16 protein-coding genes are annotated in these 13684 nt (G+C 39.4%); 2 read left to right on the top strand and 14 right to left on the bottom strand.

Translation table 11 applies throughout. From position 1 onward, the window contains the following. Window positions 1–3: 3 nt before the first annotated feature. The 8 genes from KZZ04_RS13190 to KZZ04_RS13155 form a co-directional block, all read right to left on the bottom strand. Window positions 4–417, bottom strand: a complete 414-nt coding sequence (locus KZZ04_RS13190) for a hypothetical protein (protein WP_219422928.1) — start codon at window positions 415–417, stop codon at window positions 4–6. A 71-nt stretch (window positions 418–488) separates the two neighbouring features. After that, entirely contained in the window at window positions 489–743 is a 255-nt protein-coding gene (locus tag KZZ04_RS13185) for a hypothetical protein (RefSeq protein WP_058405982.1), read from the bottom strand. A gap of 47 nt (window positions 744–790) precedes the next feature. Then, complete coding sequence (locus KZZ04_RS13180) at window positions 791–1072, bottom strand: hypothetical protein (RefSeq protein ID WP_058405981.1); 282 nt, start codon at window positions 1070–1072, stop codon at window positions 791–793. 118 nt (window positions 1073–1190) lie between these two features. Then, entirely contained in the window at window positions 1191–1553 is a 363-nt protein-coding gene (locus KZZ04_RS13175) for a hypothetical protein (RefSeq protein ID WP_257903628.1), read from the bottom strand. Window positions 1554–1844: 291 nt separating this feature from the next. Further along, complete coding sequence (locus KZZ04_RS13170; RefSeq protein WP_219422927.1) at window positions 1845–2642, bottom strand: alpha/beta fold hydrolase; 798 nt, start codon at window positions 2640–2642, stop codon at window positions 1845–1847. 163 nt (window positions 2643–2805) lie between these two features. After that, a complete protein-coding gene (locus tag KZZ04_RS13165; protein ID WP_058405978.1) occupies window positions 2806–3174 on the bottom strand; it encodes a hypothetical protein in 369 nt (122 codons plus the stop codon). A 105-nt stretch (window positions 3175–3279) separates the two neighbouring features. Continuing rightward, window positions 3280–3678, bottom strand: a complete 399-nt coding sequence (locus KZZ04_RS13160; protein WP_058405977.1) for a hypothetical protein — start codon at window positions 3676–3678, stop codon at window positions 3280–3282. 88 nt (window positions 3679–3766) lie between these two features. After that, window positions 3767–4555, bottom strand: coding sequence for a trypsin-like serine protease (locus tag KZZ04_RS13155; protein WP_138527324.1), 789 nt, complete (start codon window positions 4553–4555; stop codon window positions 3767–3769). Between the two features lie 371 nt (window positions 4556–4926). Between KZZ04_RS13155 and KZZ04_RS13150 the strand changes: the two genes are divergently transcribed. Beyond that, on the top strand, window positions 4927–6210 hold the full coding sequence (locus KZZ04_RS13150; protein WP_219422926.1) for an aromatic amino acid transport family protein: 1284 nt from the start codon (window positions 4927–4929) through the stop codon (window positions 6208–6210). Window positions 6211–6336: 126 nt separating this feature from the next. Continuing rightward, window positions 6337–7680 carry a M24 family metallopeptidase gene (locus KZZ04_RS13145; protein WP_219422925.1) on the top strand — a complete coding sequence of 448 codons (1344 nt, stop codon included), beginning with the start codon at window positions 6337–6339 and terminating at the stop codon, window positions 7678–7680. 95 nt (window positions 7681–7775) lie between these two features. Here KZZ04_RS13145 and speD read toward each other — a convergent pair whose 3' ends face one another. The 6 genes from speD to KZZ04_RS13115 all read right to left on the bottom strand — a co-directional run bounded on the left by speD (window position 7776) and on the right by KZZ04_RS13115 (window position 13446). Continuing rightward, window positions 7776–8588: an adenosylmethionine decarboxylase gene (gene speD / locus KZZ04_RS13140; RefSeq protein ID WP_006791283.1), complete on the bottom strand. Its 813-nt coding sequence runs from the start codon at window positions 8586–8588 to the stop codon at window positions 7776–7778. Window positions 8589–8676: 88 nt separating this feature from the next. Then, window positions 8677–9090 carry an OsmC family protein gene (locus KZZ04_RS13135; protein ID WP_058405974.1) on the bottom strand — a complete coding sequence of 138 codons (414 nt, stop codon included), beginning with the start codon at window positions 9088–9090 and terminating at the stop codon, window positions 8677–8679. Between the two features lie 90 nt (window positions 9091–9180). Then, window positions 9181–9528: a DUF3802 family protein gene (locus KZZ04_RS13130; protein WP_006791285.1), complete on the bottom strand. Its 348-nt coding sequence runs from the start codon at window positions 9526–9528 to the stop codon at window positions 9181–9183. A 125-nt stretch (window positions 9529–9653) separates the two neighbouring features. Beyond that, window positions 9654–11123 (bottom strand): succinylglutamate-semialdehyde dehydrogenase, encoded by a 1470-nt coding sequence (gene astD / locus KZZ04_RS13125; protein ID WP_219422924.1) that lies wholly within the window; start codon window positions 11121–11123, stop codon window positions 9654–9656. Between the two features lie 15 nt (window positions 11124–11138). Continuing rightward, complete coding sequence (gene astA, locus KZZ04_RS13120) at window positions 11139–12155, bottom strand: arginine N-succinyltransferase (protein WP_219422923.1); 1017 nt, start codon at window positions 12153–12155, stop codon at window positions 11139–11141. An 85-nt stretch (window positions 12156–12240) separates the two neighbouring features. Continuing rightward, window positions 12241–13446 carry an aspartate aminotransferase family protein gene (locus KZZ04_RS13115; protein ID WP_058405971.1) on the bottom strand — a complete coding sequence of 402 codons (1206 nt, stop codon included), beginning with the start codon at window positions 13444–13446 and terminating at the stop codon, window positions 12241–12243. Window positions 13447–13684: the final 238 nt, after the last annotated feature.

Here is a 13684-nt window from a genome sequence, read left to right as displayed (position 1 = left end):
AAATTAGTTTAACGATTCTGAAACAGCTATCTCTGCATCTATAATCGCTCGATGCGCCTTTAAACCAATATTACTAGAATAAAAGTCAGCAGCAATTTTTAACTCTTGTGCAGTTAATAATGAAGTAAGTTTGCTTTTAAAAATAATTTTAGCTGCGTTGACATTAATTGTGTCAGCCATAACTGTTGAAGGCATTGACTCAATGAAGGCCCGCTTTTGGCTTTCGGGTAAATCCCTTAGTATTTCTGAAAGTATCTTTTCAGGACTAATATTCACTTCTCCCCCAAATGAACTTAAGATCTCTTCCATTTTTAGTGCTGCATAGAGTCGTTCAAATTCAACGTTTGAATCTATCTTATGAGTTGAAGTGCAAGCACAGGCTAGAAAAATAAATAATAATAACAATACTTTGTTCATAATAACCTTATAATTTATAGCTTTGAGTGGAAGTAAAACACTGATCCTAACTCTTTTTTAATAGAATAAACTTAATTTATATTCAGCAATAAAAGCACTATCCCTCCAACAAACAGCACAAAATAAATCTTAACGTGCCAGTTTTTTGAATAGTTTTCTTTATACTCTCTGAGCATTTTATCAATATCGCTAGATGTGAATTCATAGCCACATCTATAACAGGTTGCCATGCCTTTTTTAATATGAGCTTTGCACTTAACACATTTATAAATATACGTAAGTCGGTCTATATTGAGATAAGGATATCCGTTATCTTTATTTTTCATCCTGCTGACACCTAATAATATAAAGAGCTACTGGGCAAATATGCTTTTTAAGGGATAAAGAAAGTAAAATAGGTGCACGCACCAATACCTATAATCAGCATAAAGAGCCGCTTTATTAAATTACCTTCAGTAGGAGGAATTTCCTCACCGGTGTATGGTGCATAAATACTTCTATTTAATATAAATGCATAGATATATCTATAACAAAAGAAAAATACAAACACACAAAACAACAACTTTTCTACTGACTCAAAACCTATGAAAAAAGCAGCTCCTAACATAAACCATACTATGCCGAGCAATATAACAATGGCTTTCTTTTTATCCATACTGACTGCCTTTATTTTTTCTTTAAGTTCTTTATTTATAAAATTTAATAGGCGTTTTAGTTAACATATTTGGACGTGTTGAAGCCTGTGAAAATCTAAGTAAGGTTTTTAACCTTTATTAAATTGCGGTTTTAACGCTGGAATTTATAGTCGGTAACCCTAATTTTTTGGCTATTGCTGCAAATTGAGCTTTTGTGTATGGCCCATAAACAAACTCCTTGTGTTCAGCAAACTTGTTATCTTTGATTTTATCAATATAGTAAAAAGCACAAGTTTTATGCGGACAAGCATAAACCGAAATATATTGCTCGTTTGACTTAATATTTATTGGTTCATCCAGTCGCCCAATATATGCGCCCTGACCAAGGCTGTAACCTAACCTTTTGGTACCGTCAATGTAATACACTTTATAAGGTTGCTCCTTCCAAATTGGAGAACACCCACTAAGAAGTAATGATATTAAAACTAAAAATGTTCTCACACACTTCCCTGCATTCTAGTAACTTGCTCAAATTACACCCTTATAGTTAACATGAGCGTGTTCTTATTTTGTGAACATCTATTAGTAACAAACTGTGTAAGTGATTGCCAATTATAAAATTATATTAATCGAGGTATTTTACTATGTGTAAAAGAGTGCGGCATGAAGCAATACAGTGTTTTTAGCTAAAGGATAAAGGCAAAAGAATGACCGTTTCCAATCAACAAGTGATGGCTGTTATACGTTTTTAAGACTTGCCATTGATTAAACGATTTTTAAGAGCTACAACCTTTATCGGTTTTGCTGGGCGATAAACGCAAGCGAGTGCTGGTTGAATAAGTCTGGGCGCTCTACGTTACAAACATGGCCGCAATGGTGAATAGTTTGCAGTACGCTATTTTTGTGGCGCTTTACCATTTCTTTAACCGGGCCAAGGAACATATGATCTTCTTTACCCATAATGTAAAGGATGGGTATATCAATGTCTTTTTCTTTGAAGTACTGCATTAAGGGGTTTACGTCCATGGCCAATTTAAACCATTTTATAAACTCTTTTTGGCACAAGCGCTTTGCTTCACGAACAAATAAAAGTCGAGATTCTTTATGGCGCTTTTTTGGCATCATAATAAAAGCAAATAAACGATACAGCCACATATACGGCAAGAAGTGTTTAAACGTATTACCTAAATAAACCAAAGTGTTGCTGCGGGTATTAAAGCGAGTCACCGCGCCACCTAGCACCATGCTAGAGACATATTGCGGCGCAATTTCAGCAATATTACGAATAAGAATGGTGCCCAGTGAAATACCAACAAAATGTGCGCTAGGGATATTGTTGTGATCTAACACATCGATAATGTCTTTAGAGACCTTATTAAACGAATAATTATTATCTACAAAGTTTTGCACTAAGTTGTTCGATTTACCGTGACCACGAAGATCGAGCAGCAATACATTATATTCTTTTTTATAGGCTTTAAGCTGACGGAACCAAATTGCCGAACTCCCCCCTGCTCCATGGACAAATACAACCCATGTTTTACTGGTTTCATGCGGAAAAATAGTATGAAAAAGAATATCTGTGCTCATTGCAGTTAGCGGCCTATTTACTTCATTTGGCATATTTAATTGTTAGAAGTATAACGGAGTTTAATAAAAATCGCTTATGAAGTTCAGAACAATCACTCCTACTTAACAACTTTTCGGGGCAGGTTTTGGTTTTTAAAGAAAAACAAATAATAACGCCCTACTCTTACTGACAGCGTATTTGAGGCGCTTGGCCATGAAAATTTAAGTATAGCTTTTTTAGTTTGTCGGGAACGAGTGACCAGCCCATTTCAATTCCAATAGGGGTCGCTTTCCAAAACAAGTGTTCAACATAATAGGTATCTATGTAATCAAACTCGGTAGGACTTGCAGTGTCTAGTTTTAGACTCATGTATGACAAATGCTTTAGGGCGTCGGCGTTTTTATGTTCGTTGAATGCAAACGTTGTTAAATTTGCGAACTCCTCCATACGAAAAGCGAACTCACATTCTTCGTGCTTATCCATTAGCGGTATGACGTCTGGAAACTTAGATTGTATATCCTCAATAAATTGTCTTATTTCTTGGTCTGCCATATATTCCCTATTAATACGTATTCATTAAAATGCCGGTGTAAAATGTAAGCTAAATAAGGTTTAAGATACTTATATTAAAGCCAAAGAAAGCCTATCAATTTTAATTTACTTGCCTTTGTTCAAAGCATATATCGCCATTAATAGTGTCTTAGATTGAATAGAATTTTCTAGCTCTTCAGTTTCATCTAGACTAGAGACAGTAGAAATATAACCTTTAAAAATAACATTATCACCCACCTCAACTACCTCTTTACCTTGAGCTTTTACAAAACTCGTTACCCAAATATTGTTGATAGATGGAGTTTTTAAATCCAACAAGTACAAGTTATTGTTGTTTACTGTAATATGTTCTAATACTGTTCCCCCTAAAGCTGTTGCCTCTCCTTCATATTTTGCGTTTAACTCCCCATTATGAAATGGATTCTCATTAGCTTGATTTGCATACTTTCCTGCAAATGCTTGAATAGGCGTTAAAAACAATAAAATTAATAAATACTTTATCATCGGTTTATTCCTTAGTTAGGGTGTTTCTTGTTATGGGTTATAGATGTAAGTCATAGCGAGAGGCACAACCCTGTTATTTATTATTTTGTTAGCGACCCACAACACCTGTAATCCAATTGTAGTAACTAGATATTCTAGTTTGATAAGCAGTTGTACCATATAAACCGCCTTTAAATGCCGAAATATCTCCAGTTGCAAATTGCCAACTAGACAATCCCACTAGGGAGGGCTCACCGCTTTGATAAATGATAGAGGCGCCCCCGCTATCTCCAGAACCATGCATCCCTTCTAGAGGGAGCGCGTTGCGCGGTGAGTCAAATTTGAATGTCAGCCATTTGCCATTTGCGCTTTCTACAACATTTTGAAATTTATTTGGCTGATATAAATATTTAGTATCTAAATTTTCACCTGATAATCCATTTCCCATAGCACCTTTACCGAATACAGTTATGACTTTGCCTTTTTCGTCAGATTTTGAATAAATTGAAATTGGCTTAATGTCTAAAACAGGGCTGGATAGTTTTATTAAAGCAATATCACTGCTTGATTCCAAAACTTGCATAAGCGGCGCTAAGTCGCCACTAAGTATATTGTTGCTAGGTTTTACATATTCCGGATGGATATATACTTTTTCAATTTCATATTGTTTCGAACCGACGTTTAGCTTAGACCCTGCATAGTCGTGAAAGATAGTATGCGCTACTGTGACTACCCATTTTTCAGCAATAAGGACTCCATGGCCTTCCTGCGGCATATCGACAATATATTCTGGTATTTTTTCAACACGATAACTGTCTATTGGAACATCATGTCTCATGACCACTGCATAGGAACCGATGCAGTAAAAGGCTAATGCTATAAAAATGAAAAGTTTCATATCACTCCACAGTATAAATTGAGTAGATAACATTTTAACAAAAGAACACTTTCACCATTTTTGTATGAAAACATCCTTATTTTATGAACATCTATTAATAACAAAGCGTGTAAGTGTTTGCCAATTATAAATATTATATTTTAGCGAGTTATTTTATCGTGTAGAAAAAAGTAAAGGGTGTCATTAATGCGCTTTTAACACCTTGTGGTGGCTTTGTTTACTTTTACACCGCTGTTTCGTATTCATGACACTTGGGGGCTATTTTAACGCAGTTAATTGCGGCTCTAGGGCGCTAAAAACATGAAAAAGTGGGCTAAAAACTATATCCTTCGGCGCGGTTATTATTATAAATAATGGACGGGCACACACACATGACAACACCTTTAGATGCAACCCATTCAAATGCATCAACACACACGCATTCAAGTGCAAATTCAAGCGCTAAATCTAAATGGAACCTGCACGATACGCAGTGGACCTTAAGCCTTTTTGGTACCGCCGTTGGTGCGGGTATTTTATTTTTACCTATTAACATTGGAATTGGCGGTTTTTGGCCGCTGATCATTATGGCGTGTTTAGCGTTTCCGATGACCTTTTTAGCCCACCGTGGTTTAGCTCGTTTTGTATTATCCTCTAAAAATAAGCATGCCGATTTTACCGATGTAGTTGAAGAACACTTTGGCGTTAATGCAGGGCGATTAATTTCGTTGTTGTACTTTTTATCTATATTCCCTATTTTGCTTATTTACGGTGTGGGCTTAACCAACACGGTAGACAGCTTTATGGTAAACCAGCTGGGTATGGAATCGCCGTCGCGCGTGGTACTTTCGGGTATTTTGGTAGCCGGTATGATAAGCCTTATGATGGGTGGCGAGCGCTTAATGCTGCGCGCGTTTTCTATTTTGGTGTACCCGCTTGTAGGTATTTTGTTTTTTTTATCCTTGTATTTAATTCCTAGCTGGCAAATGCCAGACATAAGCCTACCTGAAGTGGGCAGCTTTGGTAAAACGCTGTGGTTATCTATTCCTATTATTGTGTTTTCGTTTAGCCATGCAGCGGCTATTTCAAGCTTTGTAAATGTACAACGCGAACACTATGACGACCTTGCTACACGCAAATCTGAAGCCATTTTAAAACGCACAAGCTTACTGTTAATTGTGTTTGTATTGCTGTTTGTATTTTCGTGCGTACTGTCGTTAACAGGTGAGCAAATGGCACAAGCAAAAGCCGATAACGTCTCAGTTTTATCGTACCTTGCTAACATTACTCATAACTCGTTTATTGCGACGCTTGGGCCTTTAGTTGCTTTTATTGCCATTACGTCGTCGTTTTTAGGTCACTTTTTAGGAGCCCGCGAAAGCTTTACAGGCTTGGTAACTAAACAAACACAGCTTGGTGCTAAAACGGTAGATAAAATTGGCGTGGTTATTATGTTTTTTGCCATTTGGTTTTGTGCAGTTAAAAACCCAAGCATACTCGATATGATGGATCAGCTGTCGGGCCCTATTATTGCCATGATATTATTTATCATGCCTATGATTGCAGTTTATAAAGTACCGGCTCTGCATAAATATCGTAACCGTTTAAGCACATTGTTTGTATTAGCGGTAGGTGCGCTTGCGGTATTTGCACTTATTTACAGCATGATTAAATAGCACACCTATTCGAGCAAAGCCCAGCTAGTTAGCTGGGCTTTTTTATGTGCTGTTTATCTCAAAATGTTTTTTTATGGCTGCCATTAAGGCATGTTATAAATTAACTAGCCTAAAAATAAAACAATTATGCACCTTACAAAACAACTCCTACTTTGCGTAAGCTTACTTACTACGCTTTTTTTAAGCCCCTTAGCTAAAGCCGATGGCGTGCCTGCTATTTTATCAATGAAAGAACGCGCAGCGTTTATAGATAATATAACCGAGCTTAGGGTAAACACATTAATGCCCAGCCTAATGAAGCAACACAACATCGATATGTGGCTGCTTATTAGCCGCGAATACAACGAAGATCCCATACTAAAAACAATGCTGCCAGCAACCTGGTTATCGGCAAGGCGTACCACCATTTTACTCTTTGCCTTAAATGAACAAGGCAAAGTTGATGCTTACGCTATTGCGCCCTATAAAATAGGTAACGTATTTACAAAAGGGTGGGATAAAAAGGCGCAGCCAAACCAGTGGCAAGCATTGAACGACATTATTGAACGCTACAAACCAAGTAATATTGCACTTAATACGTCTACCGATTGGGGGCATGCCGACGGTTTAGTGCTGGGCGATTACAATACCTTAATGGCCAACTTACCCAGTGCTTATAAAAATAAAATAATCTCGGCCGAGCCTTTGGCAGTTGCCTGGTTAGAGCAGCGTATTCCTCAAGAAATAGACATGTATAAACACATTGTTGCTATTGCGCACGCTATTATTGCTGAGGGTTTTTCAAGCAAAGTAATTACGGTAGGAAAAACAACCAGCGACGATTTAGTGTGGTGGTTTAGAGAGCGCGTAAAAGAACTAAAACTACAAACATGGTTTCACCCAAGTATTGCAATACAACGCGCCGACAGCCAATCGTTCGACCACGAAGACAGCTTTACGAATGGCTACGCCGATAACGTTATTCAAGCGGGTGACTTACTGCATGTCGATTTTGGTATTACGTACTTACGCTTAAATACCGACACCCAACAACATGCCTATGTTTTAAAACCTGGCGAAACAGACGCGCCCGCTTACCTTGTTGATGCGCTTAAAAAAGGCAATAAACTCCAAGACATTTTTACCTCTGAATTTAGCGAAGGTAAAACGGGTAATCAGGTATTAAAAGCCGCTCGCGAAAAAGCCATTGCTCAAGGTTTAAAACCCACTATTTATACGCACCCGCTTGGCTATCATGGTCATGCCGCGGGCACTACACTTGGCATGTGGGATTCACAACAAGGTGTGCCCGGCGATGGCGACTACCCTTTGCATTTAAATACCGCTTATTCTATTGAGCTTAACAATGCGGTGTTTATAAAACCATGGAATAAAGAAATACGCATAATGCTAGAAGAAGACGCTATTTTTGATAAAACCGGCGTGTGGTACTTAAACGGCCGACAAACCGAGTTGTTACTTGTTAAATAACCTGAACTCTGATGTAAGTAATTTATAGGTATATTTATTAACGCATATAAAAATGGCGCTCAATGAGCGCCGTTTTTATTTAACTAACGTAACTGTTATTCAGTTTCTGGTAGGTTACGACCATAGAATATTTCTTGCATTTCACGGTTTAGCTTAGAGCGAATTTCTTCTTCTTCATCATCCGATAAATCAGTTGTCGAAAGACCAAACAAGTAAGTGTTTAGATCGGTTTCTTTTAACATCATTTTGGTGTGAAACAGATTTTCTTGATACACGTTTACGTCCATCATTTGGTACGCTTCTTTGGTATCGTCTGTCATGAAGTTTTGGATAGAGTTAATTGCGTGGTCAATGTAGTGCTTAACGCCGTTTACGTCGCGAGTAAAACCACGAACACGGTAGTCAATTGTTACCACGTCAGACTCTAAACTATGAATTAAAAAGTTTAGCGCTTTAAGTGGCGAAATAATGCCACACGTAGATACTTCAATATCAGCACGGAATGTACAAATACCATCATCAGGGTGAGCTTCTGGGTATGTGTGTACACAAATGTGGCTTTTATCTAGGTGCGCAACCACTGAATCAGGGAGTGGCCCTGGCGCTTCGTCAGCATCGTAATTTTGCTGCTCTTCTACTGGCTCTTCCGAAACCAAAATAGTCACACTGGCGCCTTGCGGTTCATAATCTTGGCGTGCAACATTTAAAATATTGGCACCAATAATATCAACAACTTCACCTAAAATGTCGGTTAGTCTATCTGCACTGTACTGCTCATCGATATATTCAATATATTCTTTACGTTGTTGCTCGGTTTTTGCGTAGCAAATATCGTAAATACTAAAGCTTAAACTTTTGGTTAAATTGTTAAAGCCATGAAGTTTAAGTTTATCGAAGGGTTTGTTCATAATAAACCAACCTATAAATTAGTGAAATCTGCACCTGCAGAATGAAAAGTTCGCGGATTTTATACGAATTTTCCTCGTGGAAAAAGCGTTATTTTACCTGTTCTTGCACAACTTCATGGCTATGAGTAATTTCTACTGTTTTATCAAGCATTAATGCAACAGAACAATACTTTTCAGCAGACAAAGAAACAGCGCGTGCAAGATGCTTTTCAGACACATTTTTGCCTGTAACAACAAAATGTAAATTGATTTTAGTAAATACGCGAGGAGCCGTTTCAGCGCGTTCAGCACTCAATTGTACTTGAACGTCTGAAAAATCTTGTTTAGCTTTTTTTAAAATACCCACAACGTCAACCGATGAACAACAGCCAACCGACATCAACACCATTTCCATTGGGCTAGGTGCCGCACTATCGCTACCGGTATCAAATACTACGTTGTGATTAGAATTAGAACGACCTACGAACGTGTCGCCTTCGACCCACTTTACATTTGCTTGCATGTTTTTATCTCAAAAATATTTTTGTTGATTGTAAGCAAGTTGGCCGCAGTTGCAAACGAAAATGCGATACGCGGCACTATAAATTGGGGCTTAATACTGCTGCGAAACAGCGCTGTCGAAGAGATTTTTAATTAAGCTGGCAAATTCGTCAATAAACTCATGTTGCTCAACCGTAACAGGCTGTGACGTAATGCTGCTAAGCACTTCTTGTAAGTCGTAAACAATGCCATCAACCTCGCGTACAATTAAGCTGCGCTGTTCTGTGTTGAGGTTTGTGTGCTGTTCACAAATTAGCATAACGTTTTCGGCAATAACATCCTCTATGAGTTCCATTACCGTTGGAGCGCCTGGTTTTATTACACCTGGCTTCTCAAACAATGCTAAATTTTGAGTTAGATACATGATTAAATCATCGTACCCTTGCCTATCTAAAACCATGATATTCACCACCTAATAATATTACTTACGCTGATTTAAGCAGAAAGCGCTGTTGATTGCTAGCTTTGTGATTTAAGCATATAAAAAAAGCAGCCGAAGCTGCTTTTATACCAATTAAGGAGTGCTTAATCTATTTTTAAGCCTGGGCTTAATGTTGCTGGCATGGCTACTTTTTCAAGCTCTACTGAAGCTACAGGGTATGCACAGTAGTCGGCTGCGTAGTACGCGCTTGCTCTGTGATTGCCTGATGCGCCAATACCACCAAATGGTGCAGCGCTAGACGCACCCGTAATTGGGCGATTCCAGTTAACAATACCAGCACGAATACGACGTAAAAAGTGGTCGTAATCAGCTTGGCTGTCACTGAGTAAGCCTGCTGATAAACCAAAGCTTGTGTCGTTTGCTTTATCAATTGCGCTGTCAAAGTCGTCAAAGCGGAATACTTTTAAAAGTGGGCCAAAATGCTCTTCGTCTGGGAAGTCGCCAATTGCTGAACACTCAATAATACCTGGCGTTACAAAACCGGTATTTGCTGTGTGCTCAAGCTCTACAAGTACCTTACCGCCAAGTTCTACCAGCTCGCTTTGTGCTTTAACCATACCCGCTGCTGCCGCTGATGAGATCATAGAGCCCATAAATGGCTGTTCTGCATCGTCGTAGTTGCCTACTTTAATGGCTTTAGTTGCAGTAATTAGGCGCTCTAATATTGCATCGCCTTTGCTACCTGTTGGTAAAAATAACTTACGAGCACAGGTACAACGCTGACCGCTTGAAATAAACGCTGATTGAACAATGTCGTGTACAACGGCTTTAGTGTCTTCAACGTCAGTAATAATAAGCGGGTTATTACCGCCCATTTCTAGGGCTAAAATTTTACCCGGTTGGCCTGCAAACTGTTCATGTAAAATATGACCTGTGCGCGAAGAACCAGTAAAGAATAAACCATCAATACCTTTATGAGCAGCCAGTGCTTTACCTGTTTCAACTTCACCTTGTACCAGGTTAATGACGCCAGCTGGTAAACCCGCTTTTTCCCATAGTTTAAGGGTAAGCTCAGCCACTTTTGGTGTTAGCTCAGACGGCTTAAATACCACGGTGTTACCCGCTAATAACGCTGGCACAATATGGCCGTTTGGTAAGTGACCCGGAAAATTATATGGGCCAAATACCGCTACAACACCGTGCGGCTTATGACGGATCATGGCGCGCCCTAGTGGCATTGCATTTTCTACGTCACCTGTGCGCTCTAAAAATGCTTTTTCAGAAATGGCAATTTTACCAACCATCGCACCCGCTTCAGTGCGCGTTTCCCACAATGGCTTACCTGTTTCTTGTGCAATAGTGATTGCAAGCTCTTCACTGTTTTCTTTTAATTGTGCTGCGAACGCTTTTACTATTTCTAGGCGCTCAGTAAAGCTTTTGTCTGCCCATGCGTAAAACGCTTCACGCGCAGCGCTAACGGCGGCATCAACTTGCTCAGCAGTCGCTGACGATGCTTGCCAAATAACGTCGTTATTTGCTGGGTTTACTGAGTTAAATTCTGTGCCTTGGCCTTGTGACCATTGACCATTAATAAATTGTGCAGGATGAGTCATATACTTTCTCCTAAATTAAACTGGGGTTGCGCTAACAGTATCGCCTGTTTGTAGCTGCAGGGCGTCGGCGACTTGCTGCGATAACACAACGGTTTTAGCGCGTTCGTCGAAACTCATTGGTGTAACGGTCGCTCTAAAGTTTTCAAGCTTGTCGTTTGCTAACAACACCATGGTGTCGCCCGTTTGCTCACCAATTTCAACAATAAAATCGTGTGAGTTACGTACTGTAGCAATATTATCTACTTTTGCTTCAACTGTTGGGCCTGCGTCAAAAATATCAACGTAGCCGTTAAACGTGAAGCCTTCGCTTTTTAATAATTCAATCGCTGGGCGTGTATTGTTGTGAACTTGACCGATTACCGCTTGCGCATCTTTACTGAGTAAATTGACGTAAATTGGGTATTTAGGCATAAGTTCAGCAATAAACACTTTTTGGCCTATGCCGGTTAAGTAGTCAGCTGTTGGAAAGTCCATTGAGAAAAAATGTTCTTCTAACCATTTCCAAAACGGGCTATTACCGTTTTCGTCAGACACACCGCGCATTTCTGCAATAACGGTTTCTGCAAAACGCGCTTGGTGTTGTTTAATAAACATAAAGCGTGCTTTAGACAGTAGTTTGCCGTTACAGTTTTTGCGATAGCCGTCTTTTAAAAATAGCGTACATAGTTCTGTTGCACCGGTGTAGTCGTTACATAGCGTTAAAATATCGACTGCTTTGTAAACGTCTAGTGTACGCGAAGAATGAATCACTTTACTTAAATGGTAATGATAGAACGCATCATCTAGGCCTACAGCAGCTTCTATTGCCGAAGTACCTACTACTTCACCTGTTTCGCTATCTTCAAGAACAAACAAGTAGCCTTCGTCACCGGGTTGTGACGTTTTTTTAGCAAATGAGCTTACTGAATGGTCAATCTTCTTTTGTAATAGCTCTTCGTTTAAAGGCAAAGATGTAAAACCATGGCCCGATTCGTGGGCAATTGTCAGTAATGCTGAATAATCATTTTGCTGGATTGGGCGAAGGATCATCATGAGTCCGCTTGCTCCCTTATCAATAACGGTAAATAGGATTCATAGGGCAAACATTGTTTGCCCTCGATAGATTGGCTAAAACAGCTTATGCGTTTACTACGCTTGCTACTGCTTTTTCAAAACGTGCCATACCTTCACGAATATCCGCTTCTGGGATAACAAGAGAGGGTGTAAAACGAACAACATCAGCACCTGCCACTAACGACATGAGGCCTTGTTCAGTACCGGCTACTAAAAACTCTTTAGCACGGCCTTTGTATTGCTCATTTACTACGGCGCCAATTAATAAACCTTTACCGCGAATTTCGCTAAATACGTTGTATTTTTCGTTTACCGCTGCAAGTAGCTCGTTAAATAAGGCTGCTTTTTCTTTTACACCAGCAAGTACTTCGGGTGTGTTAACAGTATCAAATGCGGCTTCTGCAACAGCACATGCAAGCGGGTTTCCGCCGTAAGTAGAACCATGAGTACCTACTTTAAGGTGCTGTGCAATATCTGTTGTCGTCAACATTGCGCCAATTGGAAAACCGCCACCTAATGCTTTAGCTGAAGTTAAAATATCAGGTACTACGTTTAAACCTTGATATGCGTATAAGTCGCCTGTACGGCCAACACCGGTTTGCACTTCATCAAAAATAAGCAGTGCGTTGTGTTTAGTACATAAATCGCGAACTTGTTGAGCAAACTCGTCAGTTGGCGAAACAATACCGCCTTCACCTTGCAGTGGTTCCATCATTACTGCACACGTTTGGTCGCTAATTAGCGCTTCAAATGCTGCTAGGTCATTGTAATCACAATGTACGATATCGCCCGGCTTAGGACCAAAACCATCTGAGTATGCTGCTTGGCCGCCAACCGTTACAGTAAAGAATGTACGGCCGTGGAAGCCTTTATTAAATGCGATAATTTGTGATTTTTCTGGGCCAAATTTATCAAGTGCAAAACGACGCGCTAATTTAAGTGCTGCTTCGTTTGCTTCTGCACCCGAGTTGGCAAAGTAAACTTTTTCACCAAAGGTTGCATCAACCATTTTTTTAGCTAGGCGAAGCGCCGGCTCATTGGTCATTACATTTGATAGGTGCCAAATTTTTTCGCCCTGTTCTTTTAATGCGCCTACTAATGCAGGGTGACAGTGGCCAAGACAGTTAACAGCAATACCACCAGCAAAGTCGATAAACTCTTTACCTTGTTGATCCCATACGCGAGAGCCTTCGCCTCGAACAGGAATTACGCTTGAAGGTGCGTAGTTAGGAACCATTACGTGATCAAATAATTCGCGATTGACTGTCATTTTATTTCCTCTTAATTGTGATCGACACAAAGCATAAAATAGGTGTTTGGCTAGTAATATTAACCAAGCTTTTTGGTACGTTCAGGTGTCTGTTTGGTACAAAAAATTGCTTTGTGGTTCAATTTTCAGGCGCCCATTATTTCAGAATTAGTGGTAGCTGTCTCGTTAAAAACTTTCATGTAACCCTTGAAAATAAAGGGCTTAAGATATTATTTCATAGATAGTGAATAACTATTTG

It is taken from the genome of Pseudoalteromonas sp. CR1, assembly GCF_019392235.1.
GTDB lineage: Bacteria > Pseudomonadota > Gammaproteobacteria > Enterobacterales > Alteromonadaceae > Pseudoalteromonas.
Note: the sequence above shows the minus strand (reverse complement) of the source record. Positions and strands in the feature narration are given on the sequence as shown.

What these genes read in the sequence shown, in the direction of transcription:
- KZZ04_RS13190 (WP_219422928.1), bottom strand. Translation starts at nt 417, where the DNA reads ATGAACAAAGTATTGTTATTATTATTTATTTTTCTAGCCTGTGCTTGC.
- KZZ04_RS13150 (WP_219422926.1), top strand. Translation starts at nt 4,927, where the DNA reads ATGACAACACCTTTAGATGCAACCCATTCAAATGCATCAACACACACG.
- astD (WP_219422924.1), bottom strand. Translation starts at nt 11,123, where the DNA reads ATGACTCATCCTGCACAATTTATTAATGGTCAATGGTCACAAGGCCAA.
- speD (WP_006791283.1), bottom strand. Translation starts at nt 8,588, where the DNA reads ATGAACAAACCCTTCGATAAACTTAAACTTCATGGCTTTAACAATTTA.
- KZZ04_RS13160 (WP_058405977.1), bottom strand. Translation starts at nt 3,678, where the DNA reads ATGATAAAGTATTTATTAATTTTATTGTTTTTAACGCCTATTCAAGCA.
- KZZ04_RS13165 (WP_058405978.1), bottom strand. Translation starts at nt 3,174, where the DNA reads ATGGCAGACCAAGAAATAAGACAATTTATTGAGGATATACAATCTAAG.
- KZZ04_RS13155 (WP_138527324.1), bottom strand. Translation starts at nt 4,555, where the DNA reads ATGAAACTTTTCATTTTTATAGCATTAGCCTTTTACTGCATCGGTTCC.
- KZZ04_RS13130 (WP_006791285.1), bottom strand. Translation starts at nt 9,528, where the DNA reads ATGGTTTTAGATAGGCAAGGGTACGATGATTTAATCATGTATCTAACT.
- KZZ04_RS13145 (WP_219422925.1), top strand. Translation starts at nt 6,337, where the DNA reads ATGCACCTTACAAAACAACTCCTACTTTGCGTAAGCTTACTTACTACG.
- KZZ04_RS13170 (WP_219422927.1), bottom strand. Translation starts at nt 2,642, where the DNA reads ATGAGCACAGATATTCTTTTTCATACTATTTTTCCGCATGAAACCAGT.
- astA (WP_219422923.1), bottom strand. Translation starts at nt 12,155, where the DNA reads ATGATGATCCTTCGCCCAATCCAGCAAAATGATTATTCAGCATTACTG.
- KZZ04_RS13115 (WP_058405971.1), bottom strand. Translation starts at nt 13,446, where the DNA reads ATGACAGTCAATCGCGAATTATTTGATCACGTAATGGTTCCTAACTAC.
- KZZ04_RS13180 (WP_058405981.1), bottom strand. Translation starts at nt 1,072, where the DNA reads ATGGATAAAAAGAAAGCCATTGTTATATTGCTCGGCATAGTATGGTTT.
- KZZ04_RS13185 (WP_058405982.1), bottom strand. Translation starts at nt 743, where the DNA reads ATGAAAAATAAAGATAACGGATATCCTTATCTCAATATAGACCGACTT.
- KZZ04_RS13135 (WP_058405974.1), bottom strand. Translation starts at nt 9,090, where the DNA reads ATGCAAGCAAATGTAAAGTGGGTCGAAGGCGACACGTTCGTAGGTCGT.